Genomic DNA, 21667 nt, shown 5'->3' with positions numbered 1-21667 from the left:
GCCCGCAACAAGGAATTAGCATGGCCGGAAACAGCATCGGACAATTTTTTCGAGTAACCACGTTTGGCGAGTCGCACGGTATTGCGCTGGGCTGCATTGTTGATGGCGTGCCGCCCGGCATTCCGCTGACCGAAGCCGATATTCAGCACGATCTTGATCGTCGCCGTCCTGGTACCTCGCGCTACACCACGCAGCGTCGCGAGCCGGATCAGGTGAAAATTTTGTCTGGCGTGTTTGAAGGCGTCACCACCGGAACCTCAATCGGCCTGCTGATTGAGAACACCGACCAGCGTTCGCAGGACTACAGCGCCATTAAAGACCTGTTCCGTCCCGGGCATGCGGATTACACCTACGAACAAAAATATGGCCTGCGTGATTACCGTGGCGGTGGCCGTTCTTCGGCGCGCGAAACGGCAATGCGTGTGGCAGCCGGTGCCATCGCGAAAAAATACCTGCAAATGAAGCACGGTATTCTGGTGCGTGGCTATCTGGCTCAGATTGGCGACGTGGCCTGCGAGCTGAAGGACTGGAGCATCGTCGAAGAAAACCCGTTCTTTTGCCCGGATGCGGACAAGCTGGAAGCGCTGGATGAACTGATGCGCGCGCTGAAAAAAGAGGGCGACTCCATTGGTGCCAAAGTGACAGTGATGGCGGAAAACGTGCCGCCGGGCCTGGGTGAACCGGTATTTGATCGTCTGGATGCGGACCTGGCGCATGCGTTGATGAGCATCAACGCGGTGAAGGGTGTGGAAATCGGTGACGGCTTCGCGGTAGTTAACCAGCGCGGCAGCCAGCATCGTGATGAAATCCGCGCCAATGGCTTCCAGAGCAACCATGCGGGCGGCATTCTTGGCGGCATCAGCAGCGGTCAGACCATCAGCGCCAACCTGGCGATGAAGCCGACCTCCAGCATCACCGTACCGGGTAAAACCATCACCCGTGATGGCGAAGAAGTGGAGATGATCACCAAAGGGCGTCACGATCCCTGCGTCGGTATCCGTGCGGTGCCGATTGCTGAAGCGATGATGGCGATCGTGCTGATGGATCATCTGCTGCGCCAGCGTGCGCAGTGCGCTGACGTTAACTCCACTGTTCCGCGCTGGTAAATCAATGCGTCGCCTGCTGCTGACTCTCGCCGCGCTGCTGTGCAGTGCGGTTGCCGGGGCCGCCACGCCCTGGCAGCAAATTTATCAACCGATTAGCGGTGCGCCGCAGTCGATTGGCAGCTTTGCCAATGGCTGTATCGTCGGTGCTGCGCAATTACCGCTGAATTCACCCAACTACCAGGTGATGCGTCAGGATCAGCGTCGTTATTACGGCCATCCGGACCTGGTTGCTTTTATCCAGCGTCTCAGTACCCAGGTGCACCAGCTGCAACTGGGGCAGGTGCTGATTGGTGATATGGGGATGGCGGCCGGTGGCCGTTTTAGCAGCGGTCACGCCAGCCATCAAACCGGACTGGATGTTGATATCTGGCTGCAACTGCCGCAAAGCCGCTGGACGGCGCAGCAGCTGCTGAAGCCACAGCCGCTGGATCTGGTGGCCGCCGACGGCAAACAGGTGGTGGCGCGCCACTGGCAGCCTCAAATTGACAGCCTGATCAAACTGGCGGCGAAAGATGATGAAGTGACGCGTATCTTCGTCAATCCGGCAATTAAAAAGCAGCTTTGTGCCGACGCAGGCAGCGATCGTGCCTGGCTGAATAAAGTCCGTCCGTGGTTTGCCCATCGCGCGCATATGCATGTCCGTCTGCGTTGCCCGCCAGGTAGTCTGGAGTGTCAGGATCAGGCTCCTCCTCCGCCAGGCGATGGCTGTGGTGCTGAGCTGGACAGCTGGTTCCTGCCGAAAAAACCGGGCAGCACGCCACCGGTCAAAAAAGAACCACCGCCGTTGCCACCGTCTTGCCAGGCGTTGCTCTATAAACATCTTCTGTAGGAATATCCATGGAATGGTTCGTTGCCAGCCCTCTGGTGCTGGTGGTGTTGTTTGGTGTGTCGGTTCTGGCCGCATTTATTGATTCCATCGCCGGTGGCGGTGGCCTGCTAACTCTGCCGTCGCTGCTGGCGGCAGGACTTTCTCCCGCTCAGGCGTTAGCCACCAATAAACTGCAATCGGTTGGCGGATCTTTCTCCGCCAGCCTGTATTTTGTGCGCCGTGGCGCAGTGAAGCTGCATGCGCAGCGGCTGAATATCGCCATGACCTTTGTCGGCGCGGTGTGCGGCGCGTTGCTGATTCAGCATATGCATGCCGACGTGTTGCGCCAAATGCTGCCGCTGCTGCTGATCGGTATCGGGCTGTGGTTCCTGCTGATGCCGCGCATCGGCGAGCAGGATCGCGCGCAGCGTCTGCACGGTTTGGCCTATGCGTTGGTGGGCGGTGGTTGCGTCGGTTTTTACGATGGCTTCTTTGGTCCTGGTGCTGGCTCGTTCTATGCGCTGGCCTTCGTCACCTTATGCGGCTTCAACCTGGCAAAAGCCACCGCACACGCCAAAATCCTCAACTTCACCTCCAACTTTGGCAGCCTGCTGTTCTTTATGTTTGGCGGCAAAGTGGTGTGGGGCACCGGGCTTATCATGCTGCTGGGCGCGTTTTGCGGTGCCAGACTCGGCGCGCGTCTGGTGCTGAGCCGTGGACAGAAACTGATCCGCCCGATGGTGGTGACGGTATCAGCGGTGATGAGCGCCAAACTGTTATGGGATAGCCACGGTAGTGCGCTGCTGGCATGGATGGCCACCCTGTGATCAAACACTCGTCAATAGCAGCAACCGATGCGACAATGACGCCGGTTTTCAACAGAACAATGACATCATGAGTACAACACATCATTACGAGCAGCTGATTAGCGTGTTCGATAGCTGCTTTCAGGACGAGTTTCAGACGCGTCTAATTAAAGGCGACGATGAACCCATCTATCTTCCCGCTGATGAGACGTCGCCGTGGCACCGTGTGGTGTTTGCCCATGGCTTTTACGCCAGTGGGTTGCATGAAATTTCTCACTGGTGCATCGCGGGTGCCGAGCGGCGCAAGCTGGTGGATTTTGGTTACTGGTATTGCCCGGATGGGCGCGATGCGCAGACGCAAAGCCAGTTTGAATCGGTAGAGATTAAGCCGCAGGCGCTGGAGTGGTTGTTTTGTGTGGCGGCGGGCTTTCCCTTCAACGTAAGTTGTGACAATCTCGAAGGAGATTGTGAGCCAGATCGCATCGCGTTTCAGCGTAAGGTGCATGCCCAGGTGATGACTTACCTTGAGCAAGGCATCCCGGCGCGTCCGGCGCGTTTTATTCAGGCATTAACCGATTATTACGGCACGCCTGCTCTGACGGCAGCACACTTTCCCTGGCCGGAAGATCTGTGACCATTAATGAAGGAAAAGAGAGATGATCGTAGAATTTGAGTCACGCATTCTGGCGCTGATTGACGATATGGTGGATCACGCCAGTGACGACGAGCTTTTTGCGGGCGGTTATCTGCGCGGACATCTGACGCTGGCAGTGGCGGAGATTGAGCAAACCGGTGAACACACGCCGGAAGCGTTGCAGCTTCAGGTGACTCACAGCCTGCAAAAAGCCATTGCGGCGGGTGAACTGTCGCCGCGTGACCAGGCGCTGGTGGTCGGCATGTGGGATAATCTGTTTAGCCAGGCGCGCAAGTCAGCCTGATGAATCGGGACGGAGGAAGCCTACCGTCCCGCCTTCTTCCCTTTCAGCAGTTTTCTTACCCAGTAGCGATTGGGATTCATCGCCGCCAGCGTGGCCGCATCCAGCGGTTGTGGCTCTCCACTCATTTGTGCGGCCAGCACTTCAGCAGCCAAAGGCGCACTGCATAATCCACGCGACCCAAGCGCTCCCAGCACAAATAATCCCGCATAGAGTGGGGCGTCAGCCACCGCTGCACCTTGCGCGCGCTGTTCGGCAAGCGTGGCGTATTGCGTCAGGGTCGCGTCGTAATCCGGGACGCTGCCTGCCATGGGCAAATGGTCGCGTGTGGCGCAGCGCACGCCATTACGTGCTTCGCTGCCGCTGACATCAACCTGAGCTGGCCACCCGGCATCTGGCAGGCAATTGATCAGGCGCTGGCGATTTTCCTGCTGGTCATCGGCGCGATACGCGGTGTCAGTCGCGCCGCGATGGTAGCTGGCCCCAATGCAGTGGGTGGCATAATTCGGGCTGACTGGCGTGAGATAACCGTCATAGCACAGCACGCTGCGCAGCGCCCCTAATGCTGGGTTGGTGGGCACATGGCTGACCTGGCCCGCCACCGCATACACCGGTAACGACTGACTTTGAGCGATATCCAGCAGCGCATGGCCATTAGCCAGCACCACCTGTTGATGCTGCACCGCGGGCTTATCAACAAAACTCAGCGTCCAGCCATCCTCCTGACGTTGCAGCTGGCTGACGCGATGTAACCAGTGCACCCGCAGGCCCTGGCTTTGGGCAAATTCAAGCAGGTTGCTGGTCAATTCAGAAGGCGACAACCAGCCACCGAGCGGATAGTAAATGCCACCCATACCCAGCGCGACACCGGCCAGCGTTTCAGCTTGTTCTTTATTGACACCCTGGGCGATCGCCTGCGGCAGACCCATATCCAGCATCTGGGCAATTTTGTCGGCGCTTTTCTCGTCCCAGCCCAGTTGCAGCACACCGCTCCAGTCGTGCTCAAAGTTCACCGGCAGCGCATCGTACACGCGGCGGGCGAAGCTGAATGCTGCCGGGAAAAAGCGGGCCAGCGCCGGGTCGTGCTGATTCAGCAGCGGATAGAGCGCGCCCTGGCGATTGCCGGAGGCACCCAGCGCCGCCGCCGTATCGGCGCAATACAGAGTCACGCGCCAGCCGCGACGCAATAGCGCCAGTGCCAGCACCGCACTGGCAACACCGCCGCCAATCAGCGCCACGTCCTGGCTGTCCGCTTTTGGTCGCGCATACCACGGCTGACGTTGGGGCAGGGCAGGGGCAGAGGTTAACTCTCCGGTCAGCATCTCGCGTTTATGCCCGAAGCCTTTGCGTTTGGTGATGCTAAAACCTGCTTCCTGCAAACCACGGCGAACAAATCCGGCGGAAGTGAAGGTCGCCAGCGTGCCGCTCGGGCGCGCCATTCGTGCCATGGCGGCAAACAGGTCTGGCGTCCACATCTCCGGATTTTTCGCCGGCGCGAAACCATCGAGAAACCAGGCGTCCACCTGACGATGCAGACTGTCATCAAAGGTATCAATTAGCGCGTTAATATCGCCTAGCCACAGGTCCAGCGTGACCTCACCGCCAGCAAACAGCAATCGCTGGCAGCCTGGCAACGCCGCTGGCCATTGCTGCTGGAGTTGTTCGGCCCAGGGTTGCAGTTCCGGCCAGTGGGCGTGGGCTGCCACCAGGTCCGGGTGGGTCAGTGGGAATTTTTCACAGCTGATAAAGTGCAGGCGCTGCAGGCGGGCTGTGGGGTGCTGAGTACGGTAACGGTCGAACGCCTGCCACAGCGTGAGAAAGTTGAGGCCAGTGCCAAAACCGCTCTCCGCAACAATAAACAGATCACGATCATGATCAGGGAAGCGCTGCGGAATCTGGTTACCATCAAGGAAGACATAACGCGTCTCCTCCAGACCATTGTCGTTGGAGAAGTAGACATCGTCGAAGGTTTGCGAAACAGGTGTACCCTGTTCGTTCCAGTTTAGCTGTGCGTGTTCGACCGGGGATAACTTCAAGGGAAAGGTCCATATTTCAGGCAGTGGCGTGATTTTAGCGAGAGCCGTCACATGACGCAAATTTACAAAAGGAAATGGCTGATCGGACTTGTTCGGCTTACAAGTGTAAGCTAGAGTGCACGTCAATCCAAAAGAAGTGGAAGAGGACTATTTTAATGAAACGTGCAGTGATTACTGGCCTGGGTATTGTTTCCAGCATTGGTAATAACCAGCAGGAGGTGCTGGCATCTCTGCGTGAAGGGCGTTCTGGTATCACTTTCTCCGAAGAGATGAAAGAAGCCGGGATGCGCAGCCACGTATGGGGTAACGTAAAACTGGATACCACCGGGCTTATCGATCGCAAAATCGTGCGTTTCATGAGCGATGCCTCTATTTACGCATACCTGTCGATGGCGGAAGCGGTTAAAGATTCCGGCCTGACTGAAGAACAATACCAGAACAACCCGCGTGTGGGCCTGATTGCCGGTTCCGGCGGCGGTTCCCCGCGTTTCCAGGTGTTCGGTGCGGATGCTATGCGTAGCCCGCGCGGTCTGAAAGCGGTTGGCCCGTATGTGGTCACCAAAGCGATGGCTTCTGGCGTGTCTGCCTGCCTGGCAACCCCGTTCAAAATCCACGGTGTGAACTACTCCATCAGCTCCGCCTGTGCGACTTCTGCGCACTGCATCGGTAACGCGGTTGAGCAGATCCAGCTGGGCAAACAGGACATCGTGTTTGCTGGCGGCGGTGAAGAACTGAGCTGGGAAATGGCTTGTGAGTTCGACGCCATGGGCGCGCTCTCCACCAAATACAATGAAACCCCGGAAAAAGCGTCACGTACCTATGATGCTAACCGTGACGGCTTCGTCATTGCTGGCGGCGGCGGTATGGTTGTGGTGGAAGAACTGGAGCACGCACTGGCTCGCGGCGCACACATCTACGCTGAAATCGTCGGCTACGGCGCAACCTCAGATGGCGCGGACATGGTCGCTCCGTCAGGTGAAGGCGCAGCACGCTGCATGAGAATGGCGATGCAGGGTCTGGACGCACCGATCGACTACCTCAACACCCACGGGACTTCTACCCCGGTTGGTGACGTGAAAGAGCTGGGTGCGATTCGTGAAGTATTCGGTGACAACACCCCGTATATCTCTGCAACCAAAGCGATGACCGGCCACTCACTGGGGGCGGCGGGCGTGCAGGAAGCGATTTATACCCTGTTGATGCTGGAAAACAGCTTCATTGCCCCGAGCATCAACGTGGAAGAACTGGACGACGCGGCGAAGGGCATGAACATCGTGACTAAGCCGACCGAAAAAGCGCTGACTACCGTGATGTCGAACAGCTTCGGCTTCGGCGGGACGAACGCCACCCTGACCATGCGTAAATATAACGCCTGATTTCAGGACTATTGTTCCCACGAGGGCCGGTTAATCCGGCCCTCGTTGTTTTGACATTCTGCGCTTCGCTTGCCACAATCAATCCCCTCATCTCGTAATACGTAAGCGTTCACGTTAACCAACGCACCCGTTTCTGTTAATCACAGAAGACGTGCGTGTGTCTGGTTTTCGCCTGCATGGCACGTCTCAGAACAAGGAGTTACGTCCATATGTCTATGGCTGCAAACGCGCAGACGCAATCTGTATTCCCTTTAGCCTGCACCTCATTTGCGGTGTTTCTGACTTATCTCACCGCCGGGCTGGCGCTGCCGGTTATCCCGTTGTATGTCCACCAGGAGCTGGGCATGAACAACGTCATGGTTGGCCTGGCGGTGGGGATTCAATTCTTTGCCACCCTGCTGACGCGCAGTTTCGCCGGTCGTCGCGCCGATCAGCACGGCGCTAAACTCACCGCTCAGCATGGCATGATGGCGATTGCGCTGGTGGGCGTAGCCTATCTGGCGGCGGCGCTGTTGCCGGTGTCACCGTGGGCGAAGTTCGGCCTGCTGGCGATAGGTCGCCTGCTGCTCGGTTTCGGGGAAAGTCTGCTGCTGACTGGCAACCTCACCTGGGGGATGGGCCTGGTGGGCAGTAAACGTTCCGGGCTGGTGATGTCGTGGAACGGTATGGCGATTTATGGATCGCTGGCTGCCGGTGCCCCCCTCGGTTTATTGATCCATCAGTACGGTGGATTTGCCGCACTCGGCGGGGTAGCTCTGCTGCTGCCGCTGCTGTCGCTGGGGTTAAACAGCTGGATTTCCGCGGTGCCGGTGGTGGGTGGGGAACGTCCGTCGCTGTTCAGCGTGATAAAAACCATTTTTCAACCCGGCCTGGCGCTGGCGCTACAGGGGGCTGGCTTTGCCGTCATCGGTACCTTTACCTCGTTGTATTTTGCTGCTGAGCAGTGGGGGAATGCGGGTTTCGCGCTGACCGCTTTTGGCTGTGCGTTTGTACTGGTGCGCGTGTTCTTCGGTGGTTTGCCGGATCGTCACGGTGGCGTGCGGGTGGCGATGGTTTCGTTGCTGGTTGAAGCCGCCGGTCTGACGCTACTGGGGCTGGCCGGACAAGGCTGGATTGCGCTGCTGGGAGCCGCGCTAACCGGCTGTGGTTGTTCGCTGATCTTCCCGGCGCTCGGTGTGGAAGTGATCAAACGCGTCTCGCCGCAGATTCGCGGTACCGCGCTGGGTGGCTTCTCCGCGTTTCAGGATATCGCTTACGGGGCCAGCGGTCCGCTGACCGGTTTGCTGGCGACGGCGTTCGGTTACGGTTCAGTGTATCTCGCGGGCGCCTGCTGTGCGGCGCTCGGTATGCTGGTTACCTGGCGCTTTGCCCGTCACGCGACAGCAGCATAACCAGCTTATCGCAGGCAGCCACAATTTCGCCGGGCGTCAGCGCGGCGAAACCCAGTATCCAGCCAGACTGCCGCGTCTCTCCCGCGTACAGCGGCGACAGACGCGGCAGTTGCAGACCGATCGCGCGCGCCTCATCGGTCAGCCTCGCTTCATCGCCCTGCGATAAATTCACCGTCAGTTGCAGGCCGCCTGCTGCCGGCAGCGGTGTCAGCCAGTCGCCGCAGCGCGTGCGCAATTGTTGCAGCAGCACATCACGACGGCTGTGGTACAGCTGGCGCATCAGACGCAGATGGCTGGCAAAATGTCCCTGTTGAATAAATTCGGCGGTGATCGCCTGTGGCAACAGCGCGCTGTGCCCATCCAGCACGCTGCGTGCGCGGCCCAGTGCATCAACCAGCATCGGGGGCACCACCATCCAGGCCAGGCGGAGTGACGGGAACAGCGTTTTGGAAAAGGTGCCGAGGCTAATGACCCGGCTCTGCGCTTCCAGCCCCTGCAGCGCAGGCAGCGGACGTTCACCATAGTGAAACTCGCTATCGTAATCATCCTCAATCAGCCAGCTATCCTGCTGACGCGCCCACGCCAGCCACTGCAAGCGCCGCGCCAGGCTCATTGGCGTACCGGTGGGATAATGGTGTGAAGGGGTGAGATAGACCAATTTTGCGCGGCCGCTGAGCGGGACTGCGCCCTCTGCATCCAGTGGCATCGCCCGGCAGTGCGCACCGGCGGCGAGGAAGGCATTGCGCGCGCCAGGGTATCCCGGTTCCTCCAGCCAGACGTCGTCGCCGCTATCGAGAAACATCAGTGCCAGCAACTGTAACGCCTGTTGTGAGCTGGTCAGAATCAGTACCTGTTCCGCCTCACAGCGCAGACCACGCGACAATGCCAGATAATCCGCCACCGCCTGACGTAATGGCGCATAACCGCAGGGATCGCCATAACCCATCACTTTGCTGCCCAGTGAACGTTGTACGCTGGCGCTGATGCGTCGCCATGTTGTATGTGGAAACGCACGTAATTCCGGCGAACCGGCAGCAAATGCCTGCGGGAACGGTGGATCCTGACATCCTCCCGTTGCCAGCACCTGGCTGCCGCGCGTGGAAAAATTCAGGATATTCTGCTGCTTACCCGGCTGCGCGCGCGTTGGCATGGCGATGGCAACAAAGGTGCCGCGTCCGCTGTGGCGTTGCAGATAGCCTTCACTTTCCAGCTGGGCATAGGCGGCCTCCACCGTGACGCGGGAGAGGTCAAGATCCAGCGCCAGCTGGCGGCTGGAGGGCACCTTTTGTCCGTAACGCAGATGACCGCTGGCAATCGCCTGGCGCAGCGTGCCGCACAACCGTTCGCGCAGGCCGCCCTGGCTTTGATGACTGAACAGGGCCAGCAGGGGAGATGATGTCATGGTGGTCTTATCCAGGCTGTTAAAGTGGTATCAGAATACAGACCACTTTGCCGTACACTGAGGGAAATTCACAGCAGGAGAATGCGATGTCATCGGTTTTAGCCTTCTCCCCGGTCAGTGCGACAGCAGCCTGACGTTTTGTCGCTACCGTCTTAATCGTCCGGACGCGTAGCGGCGCGATTTATCGCGCAATTTACAGCGGTGCCCAGGTCAAAGGGCGCGCAATAAATTGCGCCGCTACGGGTAAATTCACAGCAGGAGAATGCGATGTCATCGGTTTTATCCTTCCCCCCGGCCAGTGCGGCTGAAAGTCTGGCTTATCTGCAACACAAGCTGGCGTATTACACCGATGCCTGGGATTTAGCCGAAGATCTGGCGGCGGGCATCACGCAGATTGTGGTGTTTGATGCACGCGCCACGGAGGCATATCAGGCCGGTCATATTTGCGGTGCGATCTCGTTTCCACATCGCACCATGAACGAAGCCACCACCGCGCAGCTGGATCGGCAGAAAGTTTACATCACCTATTGTGACGGCATCGGCTGCAATGGTTCGACTAAAGCGGCACTGAAGCTGGCGGCATTAGGTTTTCAGGTCAAGGAACTGATTGGCGGGCTGGATTTCTGGAAGCGTGACGGTCATCCGATGGCGTGGGGCAGCGCGGTGGGCGAATGGCCCGCCGCTGCCCCGGCTGCACAATGCGGTTGCTGAATCAGAGGAATATCCACAGCAGGAAAATAAACACCACCAACGCCAGGCTTAAGGTCAGCGCCGGGCGTTGCGCCAGAGGTGCCGGTAACTGATTGAAGATCGGTGCCCAGATCGGTTGTGGGCGTAGTTCGCTGGCGGACAGCGGCTGCTCCAGGTTTTTTTCGGCACGGCGGCTGAACAGCAGGTTGAGCAGATCCTGGGTTTGCGCCGGGGTCAGCACCATCTGCGGCGTGGCCTGGAAACGCTGCTGGCTGTAATCTTCCAGCAGACGCTGCTCATCGGCGCTCATCGGCTGCTTCAGCGAGCTTTCCAGCGTGTGCAACGTTGGCGAACTCAGCTGGCTCAGTGTATGACGCACCTGCAAATACTGGGTTAACAATGGGAAATGGCGTGATGGAATCGGATCGCCACTTTTCAGGTTAACCAGCTTCAGCACATCCCCCAGCACTTTCACCGGCGATTCACCGGTGCTGGCGGCGAGGCGCGTCACCTGCTGATTCAGCGCCTGATGTTCGGCAGGCAGCAGTGACCGATCGCTGATACGCGTCTGCTGCGGCTGCGGAATCGCCATCTGGCCGTTCTGCAACATGGTCAGCACCTGGCGCAGCTGGTCTGGCGATAACGCGCTCAGTACCGTCTGGTTAAACTGCTGGCGGATAAAATCACTCACCGCCTGGCGGTTATTGCCCAGCGGCAGTTTCTCCAGCAGTTGCTGCAACAGCTGACGTGTGGCGTGGCTGTCCTGCACCTGGGTTAAGCGGCTATTGAGATGCTGTTCGGCAGCGGGAAAGTGACGCGATTGCAGTTCAGCATCGTTCTTCACGCCGACTTCATGACGCACACCGGCCCACAATTCCGGTGCTTTCAGGGTGCTGAGCGACATAATACGGACGATCAGGCGTTCCAGCGTGGTGCGCTGAGCGGGAGATAATGGCTGTTCGCCTGCCGGGCCACCAGGGCGCGCAGGGCCAGTTGCCTGAGTGAGTGGGGAACGATCGCCCGAGGGCACACCGGGACCGCTGAGAGGTTGCATGGCGGAATCCTTGAAAACCGAGTCAGATCCGGGTGCGCCGGAAAAACGAGGCCATATGATAGCAAAAGCCCCCGGGAAATCCACGGGGGCAGCAGGGAGCAGGAAATTATTTTGCCTCGGCCAGCTTCAGGCGCTTACGTCGCCAGCGTTTCCATAACGGTGGCACCACCAGTACCGACACCGCCAGCACCAGCAGCACCTTGCAAATCAGGCTTTCCCACAGAATCGGCAGGTTGCCGTTGCTGATTGACAAGGCACGGCGCAGGTTCTGCTCCAGCATCTCGCCCAGCACAAAGCCGAGGATCAGCGGCGACATCGGAAAATCCATCTTGCGCAGGATATAGCCGAAAATGCCCAGCCCCACCATCAGCAGCAAATCGAAAGTGGTACTGTGCACCGCGTAAACGCCCACCGCAGAGATCGCCGCAATCGCCGGAACCAGGAACCACAGTGGGATGGTCAGCATACGTGCGAAAATATTGATCATTGGGATGTTCATGATCAGCAGCATCACGTTGCCGATCAACAACGCGGCAATCAATCCCCAGACAATATCGGGCTGCTCGGTAAACATCGCCGGGCCGGGGGTGATATTGTACAGCGTCAGCGCACCCACCATCACCGCCGTGGTGCCGGAACCGGGGATCCCCAGTGTCAGCATTGGAATGAAGGAGCCACAGGCCGAGGCGTTATTCGCCGCTTCCGGTGCCGCCACGCCGCGAATATCCCCTTTACCGAACTGATCGCTGCCGCTGATCTTCTTCTCAGCCATATAGGCGATGGCACTGGCAATGGTTGCACCGGCACCGGGTAGCACGCCGACAAAGAAGCCGATAAAGGACGCGCGCAGCGTCGCACCGGTAGACATCGTCGCCTCTTTCATATTGAACAGCATCCGGCCACTGGCGCGCACCATTTTCTGGCCGCTGCTGGTGGATTCGAGCATCAGCAGAATCTCGCTCACCGAGAACAGCCCAATCACCACCACCACGAACTGGATGCCATCGGAGAGATGCACGCTGTCGAAGGTAAAGCGATACACGCCGGTATTGGCATCAACGCCCACCGTCGCCATTCCCAACCCTATCAGCGCCGCAAGAAATGACTTCAGCGGGTTGTGGCTCATCATGCTGCCGAGACAGGCGATGGCGAACACCATCAGCGCGAAGTATTCCGCCGGACCAAACGCCAGTGACCAGTTAGCCAGCAGCGGCGCGAACAAAATAATGCCGATGATGGCGATGGTGGAACCGACGAAGGAGCTGACGGCGGAAATGGAGAGCGCCACACCTGCTTTGCCCTGCTGCGCCATCGGGTAGCCGTCGAGCGCGGTCATAATCGCCCCGGCATCGCCCGGCACATTGAGCAAAATCGAGGAGATGCGCCCGCCGTATTCGCAGCCAATATAGACGGTAGCCAGCAGGATCAGCGCCGACTCGGCCGGTAAATGCAACGCAAACGCCAGCGGCATCAAAATCGCTACGCCGTTGATCGGTCCAAGACCGGGCAATAACCCGACAATGGTGCCAATAAAGCAACCGATCAGGGCGATCATCAGGTTTTCCGGCGTCATGGCGACGGCGAAACCCTGCATCAGAAAAGACCAGGTATCCATCATAATCTCCCGTTAACTGAACCAGCTGCCGACTGGCAGCGTGACATCCAGCAGATGATCAAAGGCGTAAAACAATGCAATCCCCATCACGCCCCCGGAAATCACCGCTGCCCACCAGCGCGCGCCAAACAGCAGGCCAATGCCGAAGGTCAGCAGCGTGGTGCACAGAGCAAAGCCAAGACGTTCAAAGAACCAGCCGTAAAGCATCAGCATCACGCAAAGCATCAGTAACTTCTTCAGCGTGGCAGGCACCGGCCATTGCACGTTATCGGGTTTACGCAGCAACATCAGTAACGCACATACCGCCATCAGCCCCAGCAGCAGCATCGGAAAAGGACGGGGTCCAACCGGCTCATAGCTGTATTCGCTTTGGATTTGCCAGGCGATAAATAAACCGGCGATACAGAGCGCCAGCCAGATGGCGGCGAAAATACGATCGCTCATCATTGCCTCCGTTATTTCGCCAGACCGAAGGATTTCGCCTGCTCGCGGTAGTCAGCAACTTGCTTCTTCACATAGCTATCCAGCTCGCTGCCGAACATGTTGAATTCGAACAGGCCGCGCATATCGCGCTGCTGCTGGAATTCTTTCGTCGTGACCAGCTTTTTAAATGCCGCTTCCCACCATTGATAATCGGCATCGCTGACCTTCGGGCCGAGGTAGTAACCGCGGATAATTGGCCAGGAAACATTAAATCCCTGCTCTTTGGCGGTGGGGATGGCAGCCAGTTCACCCGGCAGGCGCTGGTCGGCCATCACTGCCAGCACGCGTAACTTGCCACTTTGCAGATGAGGCACCATTTCACTCATATCTCCCGAGACAACCTGGATATGATTCCCGAGCAGGGCAGTGACGGGTTCACCACCGCCCTCAAAGGCGACGTAACGCATTTTGCGTGGATCGATACCGCCCTCTCGCGCCAGCAGCGCGGTCTTCATCCAGTCCTGGCTGCCGATTGAAGCACCGGCACCCACCACCACTTTGGTGGGATCTTTTTTCATCGCCTCCATCAGCTCGCCGAGGTTTTGCCACGGTGCATCATTGCGCACCGCGACCATGCCGTAATCCGTACCGATGGCAGCCAGCCACTTCACATCATCCACGGTATAGCGACCAAACTTGCCCTGGGAAAGATTGAGCAATGACCCGCCGGAATAGGCAACGACCGTCCCGGCTTCCGCCGGACGTTGCGCAATGATGGCGTTGTACGCCACCGCACCGACGCCGCCTGGCATATAGGTAACGCGCATCGGGGTGGTGATTTGTCCGGTTTCCTGCATCGAAAGCTGCAACAACTTACAGGTGAGGTCAAAACCGCCGCCCGGTTTTGCCGGGGCGATACATTCAGTGCGTTCTGGTGCCGCTGCGAACGCGGTGGAAACCGACATAGCCAGTAAGGTGGTGGCGAGGAGGGTGCGAATGTTGTTTTTCATTTGTCGCTCCATTGATGATTCCAGTTTGTGATTACCGCCGAACATTCGCGGTTAATGAATTGTTAATGTGGCAACCTTTCATTTACCTTTCATTCTTCAGGGAAAATGGCGGGGTGTGACATGCGTCTCTTACTGGTGGAAGATACGGTTGAGCTGGCGAGCTGGTTACAAAAAGCACTGACACAAAAAGGATTTACGGTGGATTGGGTGGCTGACGGTGTCGCGGCGGATCATGTGCTGCAAAGCGAAGAGTATGCGTTGGTGGTGCTGGACGTGACGCTGCCGCGTATGAATGGCCTTGAGGTGCTGGCACGGCTCCGACGCCGTGGGCAGAACGTTCCTGTCTTGTTGCTGACTGCGCGTAACGCACTGGCACAGCGGGTGCAGGGGCTGAATGCCGGGGCGGATGATTATCTGACCAAACCCTTCGAGCTGGATGAGCTGGAAGCCCGGTTGCGTGCCTTGCTGCGCCGCAGCCACGGGCAAACGCCGCAATCGCAGGTGATCGGCCAGCTGGAGCGGGACAATGAAGGTTGTTTCCTGCTGAATTGCCAGCCATTACATCTCACTCCGCGTGAAGCCAGCGTGCTGACCACCTTAATGCGGCGTCCTGGTCATCCGGTATCGCGCCAGCATCTTTATGAACAGACCTTCTCCCTGCGGGATGAGGTCAGCCCTGAAACCATCGAATTATATGTCCATCGGGTGCGCAAAAAACTGGCGGGTAGTGATGTGGCGATTGTCACGTTGCGCGGGCTGGGCTACAGCCTTGAGTGTCAGCCATGCGCCTGATTCGTTCGCTACGCGGCGAGTTGCTGGCATGGCTGGGTGTACCGCTGCTACTGCTGTGGGGATTATCGGTGTACACCCATTATTACAGCGCGCTTCAGGCGGCAAATCAGGCTTATGATCGTTCGCTGGTGGCTTCAGCGCGTACCGTGGCCGAGCGGCTGGTGGTGCGGAAACGACAATTGCAGGTGGATGTTCCCTGGGTGGTGCTTGACAGTTTTGAACGCAATATGAACGATCAACTGTTCTATCAGGTGATCTCGCCGGAAGGACAGACGTTGTCAGGCTACGAAGATTTACCGCCGCTGCCGCGTAATGCGCCGCTCTCCACGCTGTTTCCGGCGCTGGTTCATTTCTACGATGCCCGTTATCGCCAGCAACCGATTCGGGTAGTGGCCCTGTGGCAACCGGTCAGCGAAGAGGGGGTGGAGGGCATGGCGCTGGTACTGGTGGCGGAAACCCTGAATTCACGCCACGCCTTTGCCGAGGGATTATTACGCACCGCCCTGATTAGCCAAAGCATTCTGGTGCTGATTACCCTGATTCTGGCGGGCTGGCTGCTGCGCAAGGTGCTACGCCCACTACGGCGGTTATCGCGCATTGTTTTGCGCCGTGCGCCGGGGGAGCTGCAGCCTTTGCCGTCATTGCTGCCCTGGTCCGAACTACAGCCGCTGATTATCGCCTTCAACCGCCATCTGGAGCGGTTGCGTGGTTTGCTGGCGCGTCAGGAACGTTTTAGCGCCGATGTGTCCCACCAACTGCGCACGCCGCTTACCATTCTGAAAACCCAGGTTGGCGTGGCGCTGAACAGCGACGATCCACGGCAATGGCATGAGAGCCTGCAAGGGATGCGTCATACCCTGGATGACACCGTACATCTCACCGATCGTTTGTTGCAGCTGGCACAGATCAAAGCGCGTCACGGTGAAGATAAACCGCTGGAGCGCGTCGATCTGGCGGCCATCGCGCAGCAGGCGTGTTTCAGCGGCTATGCCGCAGCGCGCCATAAACAAATCGATCTGGGTTATGAAGGTGAGGGGCCATGTCAGGTGCAGGGCGATGCGTTGCTGCTGGCGGAGTTATGCAGCAACCTGCTGGATAATGCCATCAAGTACACCCCGGCGCACGGCACAGTGACGGCGCGAATTGCGTCCGGGATGATGGAAATTGAGGATAGCGGGCCAGGGATTGACGATGCCCAGCAGCAACAGGCGCTGCAACCTTTTTCGCGGCTGGATAACGGCCTGCAACAACCCGGTGCCGGTATCGGTCTGGCGCTGGTAAAAGATATCTGCGCCTGGCATGGCGCAGAGTTAAGGCTGGACCGCAGCCCACAACTGGGCGGGCTACGGGTGACGATCAGCTTCCACTGATGGGAGGTGTGATGGTGCGTGCGCGACGTAATGGCGTGCGCAGCCGCTGTGCCAGAATCACCCCCAGCAATGTCATGCCGCCACCAATCCAGTGATAACCATGCAGCTGTTCATGCAGGAACAGAATTGCAATCACAGCGGTAAAGGCCGGAACAAAATTCATAAAGATGCTGGTGGTGCTGGCCCCGAGGCGCTGCACGCCGAGGATCCACAGGAACGGGGCGATGATAGAGGCAAACAGCCCGGCAAACAGCACCAGCGGGATATTGTGCGCGTTGAGCGACACATCCGGCGTGCGCAGAAAGCCGGGCAGCAGCAACAGCACGCCAAAGAAAATCTGCACATATAAACTTTGCCAGGTCGGCAGCGGGATGGCCCAGCGTTTGGTCAGCACGCCGTACAACGCGTATGAGGTTGAAGCGGCCAGCATCATCAATTCACCATTACCGAGGCGCTGATGCAGCAGCTGTGCCGGGTTGCCAGCGCTGACCAGCCACACCAGACCAGCAAACGACAGCAACCCACCAATTAAAATCCCGCGCGTCGGCGCCAGACGTAACACCACCAGGCTAAGCAGAATGGTCAGCAGCGGAATGGTAGCCCCGAGAATCCCCATCATCACCGCCGACACGCTATGTGCCGCGTAATAGGCAAGGCTTTGATACAGCACCATACCGAGCAGGCCGAGGATCAGCAGGCGTCCGCTGCTGGCGATAATTTGCCGACGATGACGCCAGACACCCGGCAGGGCAAACGGCGTCAGCACCACCAGCGCCAGAATCCAGCGATAAAAGGAGATGGCGGCGGGATCGATGCTCCCGGCGGAGAGTTTGCTGACGATGGTGTTGATCGACCAGATCAGCACCGCCACCAGCGGAAAGAGAAAATTCATCGTACGGCTCCAGAAAGTAAACGCGAAAAGTTTACATTTGACCGGTTTAAGACAGATAACTAAAATCGGACAAAAATCATTAATGACCGGACAGAATGAGTTTACAGGTCGAATATCAGCCACCGCTCGATGCCTCGCAGCTGCGCTACTTTATCCGCTTCGAACAGGCCAATGCCAAAACCGAATATCTGCCCCATGCCCACGCCTGGGGGCAGCTGATTTTCGTCAAAAGCCATGTGCTGGAGATGGAGGTGGAAGGGGAGCGCCTGCTGACGCCCGCCGATATGCCGATCTGGATCCCACCCAACCAGCGCCACAGTAGCTATAACCATCGTCAGGCGCAGTTTCGCACCTTCAATATTGCCGCCGATCTTTGCCAGGGCTTGCCGCCGCAAGCCTGCCTGCTGAATGCGGATGCCATCGTTCATGCCATTATGGACGAGTTTGCCCAGCGCGGCCTGGAGCAGCCGCGCACTGAAGCAGACTGGCGGCTGTGCGAGGTGCTGTGTGACAGGTTGCGCCTCGCACCATTGCATAAAAGCTATCTGCCTACCTCAGATGACAAATTGCTGTCGCCAATTCTGTACGCGCTCCAGGCGCATCCCGGCGATAACACCACACTGGCACAATGGGCTAAACGGGTGTTTACCACCGAGCGTACGCTGGCGCGGCGTTGCCAGCAGCAACTCAATATGTCCTTTAGCGAGTGGCGACAACGCCTGCGTTTTTTGCGCGCGATTGCCTTGCTGGAGCAGGGGATGAGTGTACAGGCGATTGCTTTTGAGCTGGGCTACAGCTCTGCCTCGGCGCTGATTGTGATGTTTCAGCACCAGGCCGGGACCACACCGGATCGCTATCGTAGCCGGTTAGGTTAATCAATGGCTTTGTGCCAGAATATGGGCCTTTCGAATTTACAGGACTGTCGTGGTGAAAATTCTCGTCGATGAAAACATGCCGTATGCCCGTGAACTCTTTAGCCGCACCGGTGAGGTGCTGGCGGTGCCGGGACGTCCCTTACCGGAAGCTGAACTCGCTGATGCCAGCGGGTTGATGGTGCGCTCGGTAACCAAAGTCAATGCGGCGCTGCTGGCCGGTACGCCGGTGAAATTTGTCGGCACTGCCACCGCGGGCACCGACCATATCGATGAGACCTCGCTGGCTGAGGCGGGCATCGCCTTCTCCGCAGCGCCGGGCTGCAACGCCATCGCGGTGGTGGAATATGTCTTCTCCTCGCTGCTGCTGCTGGCGGAGCGCGATGGTTTTAACCTGCGCGATCGTACCGTAGGGATTGTCGGCGTGGGCAATGTCGGTGGTCGTCTGCAAAAACGCTTGCAGGCGTGGGGCGTGAAAACCCTGCTGTGCGATCCACCTCGCGCCGATCGCGGTGATGCGGAAGATTTCCACTCGCTGGATGAGCTGGTGGCGCAGGCCGATATTCTCACCTTCCATACGCCGTTATTTAAAGATGGCCGGTATAAAAGCTGGCATCTGGCGGATGCGGCGCTGCTGATGGCGCTGCGACCGAATACCATTCTGATCAACGCCTGTCGCGGGCCGGTGGTGGATAACGCGGCGCTGCTGGAAGTGCTGAACATGCGCCAGGATCTCAGCGTGGTGCTGGATGTGTGGGAGCCGGAACCGGAGCTGTCGCTGGAGCTGCTGGATAAGGTGGACATTGCCACTGCGCATATTGCCGGTTACACCCTCGAAGGCAAGGCGCGCGGCACTACCCAGGTGTTTGAAGCCTGGTGTGAGTTTCTCGGCCAGCCGCAGCAGGTGCCGCTGGAAAGCCTGCTGCCCGCCCCGGAATTTGGCACCATTACCTTACACGGCAAGCTTGATCAGCCGGTGCTGAAACGTCTGGTGCACCTGGTGTATGATGTGCGCCGCGATGATGCCCCGCTGCGTAAAGTGGCGGCGCAGCCAGGCGAATTTGATCGTCTGCGCAAGCAATATGAAGAACGCCGTGAATGGTCGTCGTTGCAGGTGATCTGCGATGACGCTGCCGCGGCTGACATGCTTAATCAACTCGGGTTCCGCGCCACGTTGCAATCGGCAGGTGCCTGATTTGTCCGAATTAATGGGCGGTGAATATCACCGCCTTCTGTTTTTATGTCATTGTCTGGAGTAAACCAACATGTCTGACGGCTGGAATATTGCGCTACTGGGCGCGACAGGCGCAGTAGGGAACGCTGTACTGGAACTACTGGCGGAACGCCAGTTCCCGGTTGGTGAAATTTATTTGCTGGCGAGCGAAAACAGCGCCGGAACAACGCTGCGTTTTGATGGCCGCTCGGTGCGGGTACAGGATGCGGCAGAGTTTGACTGGTCGCAGGCGCAGCTGGCGTTCTTTGCCGCTGGCCCGGCCGCGGCGGTGCGTTATGCTGAAGAAGCGGCCAGCCAGGGTTGTCTGGTGATTGACAGCAGCGATGTCTTCGCGCTGGAGCCGGACGTGCCGCTGGTGGTGCCGGATGTGAACCCGCAGGTGCTGGCGGATTATCGCAACCGCAACATTATCTGTGTGGCGGATAGCCTGGTCAGCCAGCTGCTGAGTGCCATCAAACCGCTGGTGGATGCCGCCGGTCTGGGACGTTTGCAGGTGACCAACCTGATTTCCGTCTCCAGTGACGGCAAAAAAGCGGTGGATGCGCTGGCGGGAGAAAGCGCGCGTTTGCTGAACGGCGTCCCGGCGGATGAACATTATTATGGTCGCCAGCTGGCATTCAACCTGCTGCCACAGCTGGTGGACAGCCAGGGTAGCGTGGAAAGCGAACGTCGCCTGGTGGATCAGGTACGCAAGGTGTTGCAGGACGAAGGCTTACCGATTGCAGTGAGCAGCGTGCAGGTGCCGGTGTTCTACGGCAATGCGCAAATCGTCCACCTGGAAAATCTGCGTCCGCTGTCTGCCGAAGAAGCGCGGGATGAACTGGCGCGGGCGGATGATATCCGTCTCAGCGACGAAGGTGACTACCCAACCCAGGTGCAGGATGCTTCCGGTAACGGTGAGCTGAGCATCGGTTGTGTCCGCAATGATTATGGTATTCCTGAACTGCTGCAATTCTGGTCGGTGGCGGACAACATCCGTTTCGGTGGTGCGCTGATGGCAGTGAAGACCGCCGAGAAGTTGGTGCAGGAGTATCTGTATTAATGTTGTCTGAAGGTAACACGCATAAGCTGGCGTTAGGCATTGAGTATGACGGCAGCCGTTACTACGGCTGGCAGCGGCAGCAGGAAGTCCGTAGCGTGCAGGAAAAGCTGGAAAAAGCGCTATCGCAAGTGGCGAACCATCCGGTCAGCGTGTTCTGCGCCGGGCGCACCGATGCCGGGGTGCACGGTACCGGTCAGGTGGTGCATTTTGAGACCACTTCGCAGCGTGCCGACGGTGCCTGGACGCTGGGCGTCAACGCCAATCTGCCACCGGATATCGCGGTGCGCTGGGTTAAAGCAGTGCCGGACGAGTTTCATGCCCGCTTCAGCGCGACGGCGCGCCGTTATCGCTACGTGATTTACAATCAGCGGCTGCGTCCGGCGATTCTCGGCAATGGCGTGACGCATTTTTACCATCCGCTGGATGCCGAAAAGATGCAGCGCGCTGGTCAGTGTCTGCTGGGCGAAAATGATTTCACGTCGTTTCGCGCGGTGCAGTGCCAATCACGTACGCCATGGCGCAATGTGATGCATCTGAACGTCACGCGCCAGGGGCCATATGTGATTGTCGATATTAAGGCCAATGCGTTTGTGCATCATATGGTGCGCAATATCGTGGGTAGCCTGATGGAAATTGGCTGTGGTAATCAGCCGGAAGACTGGATGGCGACGTTACTGGCAGCGAAAGATCGCACACTGGCGGCCGCAACGGCCCGAGCCGAGGGTTTGTATTTGGTGGCGGTGGATTATCCATCCCACTTTGCGTTACCTCAGCCTGCGCTGGGACCGTTGTTCCTCGCAGATTAATTGTTAC

The 21667-nt window shown here is 58.4% G+C and carries 21 protein-coding genes; 14 read left to right on the top strand and 7 right to left on the bottom strand.

Going from position 1 to position 21667, the window contains the following annotated elements; all coding sequences use genetic code 11:
- Positions 1–20 precede the first annotated feature (20 nt).
- The 5 genes from aroC to HA50_RS13765 all read left to right on the top strand — a co-directional run bounded on the left by aroC (position 21) and on the right by HA50_RS13765 (position 3658).
- Positions 21–1106 carry a chorismate synthase gene (aroC, locus tag HA50_RS13785; RefSeq protein ID WP_084876170.1) on the top strand — a complete coding sequence of 362 codons (1086 nt, stop codon included), beginning with the start codon at positions 21–23 and terminating at the stop codon, positions 1104–1106.
- A 4-nt stretch (positions 1107–1110) separates the two neighbouring features.
- A complete protein-coding gene (gene mepA, locus HA50_RS13780) occupies positions 1111–1935 on the top strand; it encodes a penicillin-insensitive murein endopeptidase (RefSeq protein ID WP_084876169.1) in 825 nt (274 codons plus the stop codon).
- An 8-nt stretch (positions 1936–1943) separates the two neighbouring features.
- Positions 1944–2741 (top strand): sulfite exporter TauE/SafE family protein, encoded by a 798-nt coding sequence (locus HA50_RS13775; protein WP_084876168.1) that lies wholly within the window; start codon positions 1944–1946, stop codon positions 2739–2741.
- A gap of 67 nt (positions 2742–2808) precedes the next feature.
- Positions 2809–3354, top strand: coding sequence for an elongation factor P hydroxylase (locus HA50_RS13770; RefSeq protein WP_084876167.1), 546 nt, complete (start codon positions 2809–2811; stop codon positions 3352–3354).
- 22 nt (positions 3355–3376) lie between these two features.
- Positions 3377–3658 carry a YfcL family protein gene (locus HA50_RS13765; RefSeq protein ID WP_084876166.1) on the top strand — a complete coding sequence of 94 codons (282 nt, stop codon included), beginning with the start codon at positions 3377–3379 and terminating at the stop codon, positions 3656–3658.
- Between the two features lie 20 nt (positions 3659–3678).
- Here HA50_RS13765 and mnmC read toward each other — a convergent pair whose 3' ends face one another.
- Positions 3679–5691 carry a bifunctional tRNA (5-methylaminomethyl-2-thiouridine)(34)-methyltransferase MnmC2/FAD-dependent 5-carboxymethylaminomethyl-2-thiouridine(34) oxidoreductase MnmC1 gene (mnmC, locus tag HA50_RS13760; RefSeq protein WP_084876165.1) on the bottom strand — a complete coding sequence of 671 codons (2013 nt, stop codon included), beginning with the start codon at positions 5689–5691 and terminating at the stop codon, positions 3679–3681.
- A gap of 155 nt (positions 5692–5846) precedes the next feature.
- Between mnmC and fabB the strand changes: the two genes are divergently transcribed.
- Positions 5847–7067 (top strand): beta-ketoacyl-ACP synthase I, encoded by a 1221-nt coding sequence (gene fabB, locus HA50_RS13755; protein ID WP_084876164.1) that lies wholly within the window; start codon positions 5847–5849, stop codon positions 7065–7067.
- Positions 7068–7276: 209 nt separating this feature from the next.
- A complete protein-coding gene (locus HA50_RS13750; RefSeq protein ID WP_084876163.1) occupies positions 7277–8458 on the top strand; it encodes an MFS transporter in 1182 nt (393 codons plus the stop codon).
- Here the strand turns inward: HA50_RS13750 and pdxR are convergent.
- Positions 8421–9860: a MocR-like pyridoxine biosynthesis transcription factor PdxR gene (pdxR, locus tag HA50_RS13745; protein WP_084876162.1), complete on the bottom strand. Its 1440-nt coding sequence runs from the start codon at positions 9858–9860 to the stop codon at positions 8421–8423. The genes HA50_RS13750 and pdxR overlap by 38 nt on opposite strands.
- Before the next feature lie 267 nt (positions 9861–10127).
- Here pdxR and HA50_RS13740 point away from each other — a divergent pair, with 267 nt between their 5' ends.
- Positions 10128–10571, top strand: a complete 444-nt coding sequence (locus tag HA50_RS13740) for a rhodanese-like domain-containing protein (RefSeq protein ID WP_084876161.1) — start codon at positions 10128–10130, stop codon at positions 10569–10571.
- Between the two features lies 1 nt (position 10572).
- Here HA50_RS13740 and flk read toward each other — a convergent pair whose 3' ends face one another.
- The 4 genes from flk to HA50_RS13720 all read right to left on the bottom strand — a co-directional run bounded on the left by flk (position 10573) and on the right by HA50_RS13720 (position 14664).
- Positions 10573–11604, bottom strand: coding sequence for a flagella biosynthesis regulator Flk (gene flk / locus HA50_RS13735; RefSeq protein WP_084876160.1), 1032 nt, complete (start codon positions 11602–11604; stop codon positions 10573–10575).
- A gap of 106 nt (positions 11605–11710) precedes the next feature.
- The gene (locus HA50_RS13730; RefSeq protein WP_084876159.1) at positions 11711–13219 is read right to left on the bottom strand and encodes a tripartite tricarboxylate transporter permease; all 1509 of its coding nucleotides are present in this window, start codon (positions 13217–13219) and stop codon (positions 11711–11713) included.
- Positions 13220–13231: 12 nt separating this feature from the next.
- On the bottom strand, positions 13232–13663 hold the full coding sequence (locus HA50_RS13725; RefSeq protein WP_084876158.1) for a tripartite tricarboxylate transporter TctB family protein: 432 nt from the start codon (positions 13661–13663) through the stop codon (positions 13232–13234).
- An 11-nt stretch (positions 13664–13674) separates the two neighbouring features.
- Positions 13675–14664 (bottom strand): Bug family tripartite tricarboxylate transporter substrate binding protein, encoded by a 990-nt coding sequence (locus HA50_RS13720; protein ID WP_084876157.1) that lies wholly within the window; start codon positions 14662–14664, stop codon positions 13675–13677.
- A gap of 108 nt (positions 14665–14772) precedes the next feature.
- Here HA50_RS13720 and tctD point away from each other — a divergent pair, with 108 nt between their 5' ends.
- Together tctD and HA50_RS13710 are read left to right on the top strand one after the other, a co-directional pair.
- The gene (gene tctD, locus HA50_RS13715) at positions 14773–15444 is read left to right on the top strand and encodes a transcriptional regulator TctD (protein WP_084876156.1); all 672 of its coding nucleotides are present in this window, start codon (positions 14773–14775) and stop codon (positions 15442–15444) included.
- Positions 15435–16814, top strand: coding sequence for a sensor histidine kinase (locus tag HA50_RS13710; RefSeq protein WP_084876155.1), 1380 nt, complete (start codon positions 15435–15437; stop codon positions 16812–16814). Before tctD ends, HA50_RS13710 begins: the two co-directional genes overlap by 10 nt.
- On the opposite strand, the gene HA50_RS13705 is transcribed toward HA50_RS13710, so the two are convergent.
- Positions 16801–17706 (bottom strand): DMT family transporter, encoded by a 906-nt coding sequence (locus HA50_RS13705; protein WP_084876154.1) that lies wholly within the window; start codon positions 17704–17706, stop codon positions 16801–16803. The two genes, HA50_RS13710 and HA50_RS13705, sit on opposite strands and share 14 nt — an antisense overlap.
- Before the next feature lie 95 nt (positions 17707–17801).
- Between HA50_RS13705 and HA50_RS13700 the strand changes: the two genes are divergently transcribed.
- From HA50_RS13700 to truA, 4 genes are all read left to right on the top strand, one after another.
- Positions 17802–18581 carry an AraC family transcriptional regulator gene (locus HA50_RS13700; protein ID WP_084876153.1) on the top strand — a complete coding sequence of 260 codons (780 nt, stop codon included), beginning with the start codon at positions 17802–17804 and terminating at the stop codon, positions 18579–18581.
- Positions 18582–18633: 52 nt separating this feature from the next.
- Positions 18634–19773 (top strand): 4-phosphoerythronate dehydrogenase PdxB, encoded by a 1140-nt coding sequence (pdxB, locus tag HA50_RS13695; protein WP_084876152.1) that lies wholly within the window; start codon positions 18634–18636, stop codon positions 19771–19773.
- Between the two features lie 70 nt (positions 19774–19843).
- On the top strand, positions 19844–20854 hold the full coding sequence (locus HA50_RS13690) for an aspartate-semialdehyde dehydrogenase (RefSeq protein ID WP_084876151.1): 1011 nt from the start codon (positions 19844–19846) through the stop codon (positions 20852–20854).
- Complete coding sequence (gene truA / locus HA50_RS13685; protein ID WP_084876150.1) at positions 20854–21660, top strand: tRNA pseudouridine(38-40) synthase TruA; 807 nt, start codon at positions 20854–20856, stop codon at positions 21658–21660. Before HA50_RS13690 ends, truA begins: the two co-directional genes overlap by 1 nt.
- Positions 21661–21667 lie beyond the last annotated feature (7 nt).

The organism is Pantoea cypripedii (genome assembly GCF_002095535.1).
In the GTDB taxonomy this organism is placed as follows: domain Bacteria; phylum Pseudomonadota; class Gammaproteobacteria; order Enterobacterales; family Enterobacteriaceae; genus Pantoea; species Pantoea cypripedii.
Note: the sequence above shows the minus strand (reverse complement) of the source record. Positions and strands in the feature narration are given on the sequence as shown.

Excerpts from the sequence above, each read along its gene's own strand:
- aroC (WP_084876170.1), top strand. The coding sequence starts at position 21 with ATGGCCGGAAACAGCATCGGACAATTTTTTCGAGTAACCACGTTTGGC.
- mepA (WP_084876169.1), top strand. The coding sequence starts at position 1,111 with ATGCGTCGCCTGCTGCTGACTCTCGCCGCGCTGCTGTGCAGTGCGGTT.
- HA50_RS13775 (WP_084876168.1), top strand. The coding sequence starts at position 1,944 with ATGGAATGGTTCGTTGCCAGCCCTCTGGTGCTGGTGGTGTTGTTTGGT.
- HA50_RS13770 (WP_084876167.1), top strand. The coding sequence starts at position 2,809 with ATGAGTACAACACATCATTACGAGCAGCTGATTAGCGTGTTCGATAGC.
- HA50_RS13765 (WP_084876166.1), top strand. The coding sequence starts at position 3,377 with ATGATCGTAGAATTTGAGTCACGCATTCTGGCGCTGATTGACGATATG.
- fabB (WP_084876164.1), top strand. The coding sequence starts at position 5,847 with ATGAAACGTGCAGTGATTACTGGCCTGGGTATTGTTTCCAGCATTGGT.
- HA50_RS13750 (WP_084876163.1), top strand. The coding sequence starts at position 7,277 with ATGTCTATGGCTGCAAACGCGCAGACGCAATCTGTATTCCCTTTAGCC.
- pdxR (WP_084876162.1), bottom strand. The coding sequence starts at position 9,860 with ATGACATCATCTCCCCTGCTGGCCCTGTTCAGTCATCAAAGCCAGGGC.
- HA50_RS13740 (WP_084876161.1), top strand. The coding sequence starts at position 10,128 with ATGTCATCGGTTTTATCCTTCCCCCCGGCCAGTGCGGCTGAAAGTCTG.
- flk (WP_084876160.1), bottom strand. The coding sequence starts at position 11,604 with ATGCAACCTCTCAGCGGTCCCGGTGTGCCCTCGGGCGATCGTTCCCCA.
- HA50_RS13730 (WP_084876159.1), bottom strand. The coding sequence starts at position 13,219 with ATGGATACCTGGTCTTTTCTGATGCAGGGTTTCGCCGTCGCCATGACG.
- HA50_RS13725 (WP_084876158.1), bottom strand. The coding sequence starts at position 13,663 with ATGAGCGATCGTATTTTCGCCGCCATCTGGCTGGCGCTCTGTATCGCC.
- HA50_RS13720 (WP_084876157.1), bottom strand. The coding sequence starts at position 14,664 with ATGGAGCGACAAATGAAAAACAACATTCGCACCCTCCTCGCCACCACC.
- tctD (WP_084876156.1), top strand. The coding sequence starts at position 14,773 with ATGCGTCTCTTACTGGTGGAAGATACGGTTGAGCTGGCGAGCTGGTTA.
- HA50_RS13710 (WP_084876155.1), top strand. The coding sequence starts at position 15,435 with ATGCGCCTGATTCGTTCGCTACGCGGCGAGTTGCTGGCATGGCTGGGT.
- HA50_RS13705 (WP_084876154.1), bottom strand. The coding sequence starts at position 17,706 with ATGAATTTTCTCTTTCCGCTGGTGGCGGTGCTGATCTGGTCGATCAAC.
- HA50_RS13700 (WP_084876153.1), top strand. The coding sequence starts at position 17,802 with ATGAGTTTACAGGTCGAATATCAGCCACCGCTCGATGCCTCGCAGCTG.
- HA50_RS13690 (WP_084876151.1), top strand. The coding sequence starts at position 19,844 with ATGTCTGACGGCTGGAATATTGCGCTACTGGGCGCGACAGGCGCAGTA.
- truA (WP_084876150.1), top strand. The coding sequence starts at position 20,854 with ATGTTGTCTGAAGGTAACACGCATAAGCTGGCGTTAGGCATTGAGTAT.